Genomic DNA, 4,135 nt, shown 5'->3' on the forward strand with positions numbered 1-4,135 from the left:
CCCCTGATCATGACAGCCCCCGCCCGCCTGACCGTCGACCTGAATGCGCTCGCCCGCAATTTCCACACCCTGTCGTCGGTCAGCGGATCGCCGGCCCACCCGGTCGTCAAGGCGGACGGCTATGGTCTCGGCGCCGCGGCCTGCGCGGGTCGACTGATGAAGGAAGGCGCGCGAACCTTCTTCGTGGCTCGGGTGTCCGAAGGCGTGCTGCTGCGCGCCGCCTTGGGGGCCGAGCCGACGATCTACATTCTGGACGGCTGTCCGGGCGATTCCATCCCCGATCTGCGCGCCGCGAACCTGCGTCCCGTCATCAACCAGCCGGCCCAGCAACAGGCCTGGCTGGCGTCCGGCGGCGGCGCCTGCGCGGTCCAGATCGACACCGGCATGAACCGTCTGGGCTTCCGGCCCGAGGATGCGCCCGAACCCTTCGAGGGGGTCGAACTGGTCATGAGCCACCTGGCCTGCGCCGACGATCCGGCCGAGCCGATGAACCGGCGTCAGCGCGAGGCCTATGCCGCTGTCTGCGACCGCTATCCCGGCGCGATCCGGTCCTTCGCCAACTCCAGCGGCTGTTTCCTGGGAGCGGACTTCGCCTTCGACGCCGTGCGCCCCGGCATATCCCTGTACGGCGGCGGCCCGGAAGGAAAGCCGGACCCACGCATCGCCCCCGTCGCCGCCCTGACGGCCGACATCCTCCAGGTCCGCGACGTGCCGGTCGGCGAGAGCGTCGGCTATTCGCGCGGCTTCATCGCCACCCGCCCGACCCGCGTCGCAACCTGCGCCACCGGATATGCCGACGGTCTGCTGCGCTCCTACAGCCGGGGCCAGGGTCAGGTCTGGCTCAACGGCACCCTCCTGCCCCTGCTGGGCCGCGTCTCGATGGATGTGATCGCCGTCGACATCACCGACACCGACGCCGCCCTTGGCGATGCCGTCGAACTGTTTGGAGCCAACCGGATGCTGGACGACGCCGCCAACGCCGCCGGCACCATCTCCTACGAGCTGCTGACCTCGATCCTGCCGCGCGTGCCCCGGGTCTATATCGGCTGAGCACGCCCAACGCTTGCGCCCTCGCCCGCGCCGGGCTATGTCCCCGCCTCCTGAAACGGCCGGATGCGTAGCTCAGCGGGAGAGCACCTCGTTCACACCGAGGGGGTCACAGGTTCAATCCCTGTCGCATCCACCATTCCCCTGTCATAGAGTTCCTTCTTCGACCGCCATCGGGCGCACAGCAGGATTTGAGCGCACGTCCCCAGACAGGCGGCGCAGACGGGGTTTCCTTCGATGAAGGTCGCGATCATCGGCACGGGCTATGTCGGCCTGGTTTCTGGCGCCTGTTTCGCCGACTTCGGCCATACGGTCGTCTGCGTCGACAAGGACTCCGGCAAGATCGAGCGGCTGGAGAACGGCCAGATCCCGATATTCGAACCGGGGCTGGAAAGCCTGGTCGCCGAGAACGTTCGCGCCGGACGGCTGGACTTCACCCTGGACGGGGCCGAGGCGATCCGGGCGGCCGACGTGGTCTTCATCGCCGTGGGCACCCCGACCCGGCGCGGGGACGGCCATGCCGACCTGTCCTATGTCTATGCCGCGGCCGAGGAGATCGCAGGCCTGATCCAGGGCTTCACGGTCATCGTCAACAAATCGACCGTGCCGGTCGGCACCGGCGACGAGGTCGAGGCCATCATCCGCCGGGTCAATTCCGACGCGGACTTCGCCGTCGTCTCGAACCCCGAGTTCCTGCGCGAAGGCGCCGCCATCGAGGATTTCAAACGCCCCGACCGCGTCGTCATCGGCACGGACGACGAACGCGCCCGCAAGGTCATGGCCGAGATCTACCGCCCGCTCAGCCTCAACGACTTTCCGGTGATCTATACGTCGCGCCGGACTTCGGAGCTGATCAAATACGCCGGCAACGCCTTCCTGGCCTTGAAGATCACCTTCATCAACGAGATCGCCGACCTGTGCGAAAAGGTCGGGGCCGACGTGCAGCAGGTCGCCAAGGGCATCGGGCTGGATGGCCGGATCGGGTCCAAATTCCTCAACGCCGGGCCGGGCTACGGCGGGTCGTGCTTCCCCAAGGACACCGTCGCCCTGGTCCGCACGGCCCAGCAGTACGGCGCACCGGTCCGGCTGATCGAGACCACGGTCGAGGTCAACGATGCGCGCAAGAAGGCGATGGCCGACCGCATCATCGCGGCCCTGGGCGGCGAGCCGAAGGGCAAGACCGTCGGCATCCTGGGTCTGGCCTTCAAGCCCAATACCGACGACATGCGCGACGCGCCCAGCCTGGATATCGTGCCCGCCCTGATCGCGGCCGGGGTCAAGGTCCAGGCCTACGATCCCGAAAGCATGGACGAGGCGAGGAAGCTGCTGCCTGACATCGACTACCGCGACGACGCCTACAGCGCGATCGTCGATGCCGATGCGGTCGTCATCCTGACCGAATGGGACCAGTTCCGGGCCCTGGATCTGGACCGGATCAAGCTGCTGGCCCGCGCCGCCGTCATGGTCGATCTGAGGAACGTCTATCGCCCCGCCGAAATGCGGGCGCGCGGCTTCGCCTACACCAGCATCGGCCGGGGATAGGGGCACCATGACCGTCATCGTCACCGGGGCGGCCGGATTCGTCGGGATGCACGTCGCCGAGCGGCTGTTGCAGCGCGGCGATACGGTCGTCGGCGTCGATGACTTCAGTACCTATTACGACCCGGCGCTGAAGGAGCTGCGGGCGGCCCGGCTGGCGGCTCATCCCGCGTTCCGGATGGTGCGCGCCGACATCGCCGAGCCCGAGGCCATGCGCGCCCTGGTCCGGGACACGGGCGCCAAACGGGTCGTTCACCTGGCCGCCCAGGCCGGGGTCCGCTTTTCGATCGACCACCCCTTCGCCTATGAACGGTCCAACCTGGCGGGCCATCTGTCGATCCTGGAAGCCTGCCGCCACGGCGAGGTCGAGCATCTGGTCTATGCCTCGTCCAGCTCGGTCTATGGCGACCGTCCGCTGACCGGCCAGGGCTTTCGCGAGGACGATCCTACGGTTTCGCCGGTGTCTCTGTACGCCGCGACCAAACGGTCCTGCGAACTGCTGAGCCAGAGCTATGCTTCGCTCTACGGCTTTCCGCAGTCGGGCCTGCGGTTCTTCACCGTCTATGGACCGATGGGCCGGCCGGACATGGCTTATTTCAGCTTCACCGAGAAGATCATGCGGGGCGACCCGATCGAGGTCTATGGCGAGGGCCGGATGGCGCGGGACTTCACCTACGTCGATGACATCGTCGATGGGGTGATCGGGGTGCTGGATCGGCCGCCAGCAGCAGGGGCACATGATATCTACAATATCGGGGACTCCAGCCCCGTCGGTCTGATGGATATGATCCGGACGCTCGAGACCGCCCTGGAGCGCGAGGCCGTCAAGATCATGCGGCCGATGCAGCCGGGCGACGTCACCTCGACCTACGCCGACATCACCAAGCTGAACGCCCTGACCGGCTATGCACCCCGGGTCGCGCTGGCCGAGGGGCTCGGGCGGTTCGTCACCTGGTGGCGCGACTGGCGCGCAATGGCCTGAACCAGCCGACCGTCCCGATCTGGAACAGTCGGTCGGCCCGTGCTGGCACACCCCGACACGATGCCGGCCCGACCTGGTCTGCCCCCAACAGGTGCGCCGAGGTCGGCGGGGCGGGACGACGGCAGAGTTCAACCGGTAGCGGGTAAAGCACGCCCATCGCGGGAGACGGCCCGCCCGGCCCGGCCATCGCGCAGTGTTCGGCCGCTTCGATGCGATCAGCGCCAGGCACGGTCCCGGGGCGAGAAATCCCGCCAGCACTGGCTTTCAGCCGCATCCATCCAACCGCCGCCGAGGGAATGACCGCGGCAAAGCTTCGCCTGTCAGGGGCACTCACTTGCACTCAAGCACCACAGTTCCGATGAGCATTTGCAACCGTTCCGGAAGACCTCGCGCTCGCCTTTGAGGTGAAGCAACATGGTTACTATCCCCGTCCCGGGTGCAAACCCACCGTGCGGCGCACCTCTTGCTCTAGGTCGTTCATCGACATTGGAGTGAGCGCAGTGAACCGGATCATCATCATCGCAGCCGCCGTAACCCTCGCCTCCGCAGGCTCGGCCTGGGCTGGAG

At 67.2% G+C, this 4,135-nt stretch carries 3 protein-coding genes and 1 tRNA gene; all 4 read left to right on the forward strand.

Annotated features, from left to right (window positions below; translation table 11 throughout):
- Positions 1-9: 9 nt before the first annotated feature.
- Complete coding sequence (gene alr, locus JHC99_RS17805) at positions 10-1,050, forward strand: alanine racemase (RefSeq protein ID WP_292156014.1); 1,041 nt, start codon at positions 10-12, stop codon at positions 1,048-1,050.
- Positions 1,051-1,111: 61 nt separating this feature from the next.
- Positions 1,112-1,186, forward strand: a tRNA-Val gene (locus JHC99_RS17810).
- Positions 1,187-1,284: 98 nt separating this feature from the next.
- The gene (locus JHC99_RS17815; protein ID WP_292156011.1) at positions 1,285-2,589 is read left to right on the forward strand and encodes a UDP-glucose/GDP-mannose dehydrogenase family protein; all 1,305 of its coding nucleotides are present in this window, start codon (positions 1,285-1,287) and stop codon (positions 2,587-2,589) included.
- Positions 2,590-2,596: 7 nt separating this feature from the next.
- On the forward strand, positions 2,597-3,568 hold the full coding sequence (locus tag JHC99_RS17820; RefSeq protein ID WP_292156012.1) for an NAD-dependent epimerase/dehydratase family protein: 972 nt from the start codon (positions 2,597-2,599) through the stop codon (positions 3,566-3,568).
- Positions 3,569-4,135: the final 567 nt, after the last annotated feature.

Source organism: Brevundimonas sp. (assembly GCF_016463485.1).
Taxonomy (GTDB): Bacteria; Pseudomonadota; Alphaproteobacteria; order Caulobacterales; family Caulobacteraceae; genus Brevundimonas.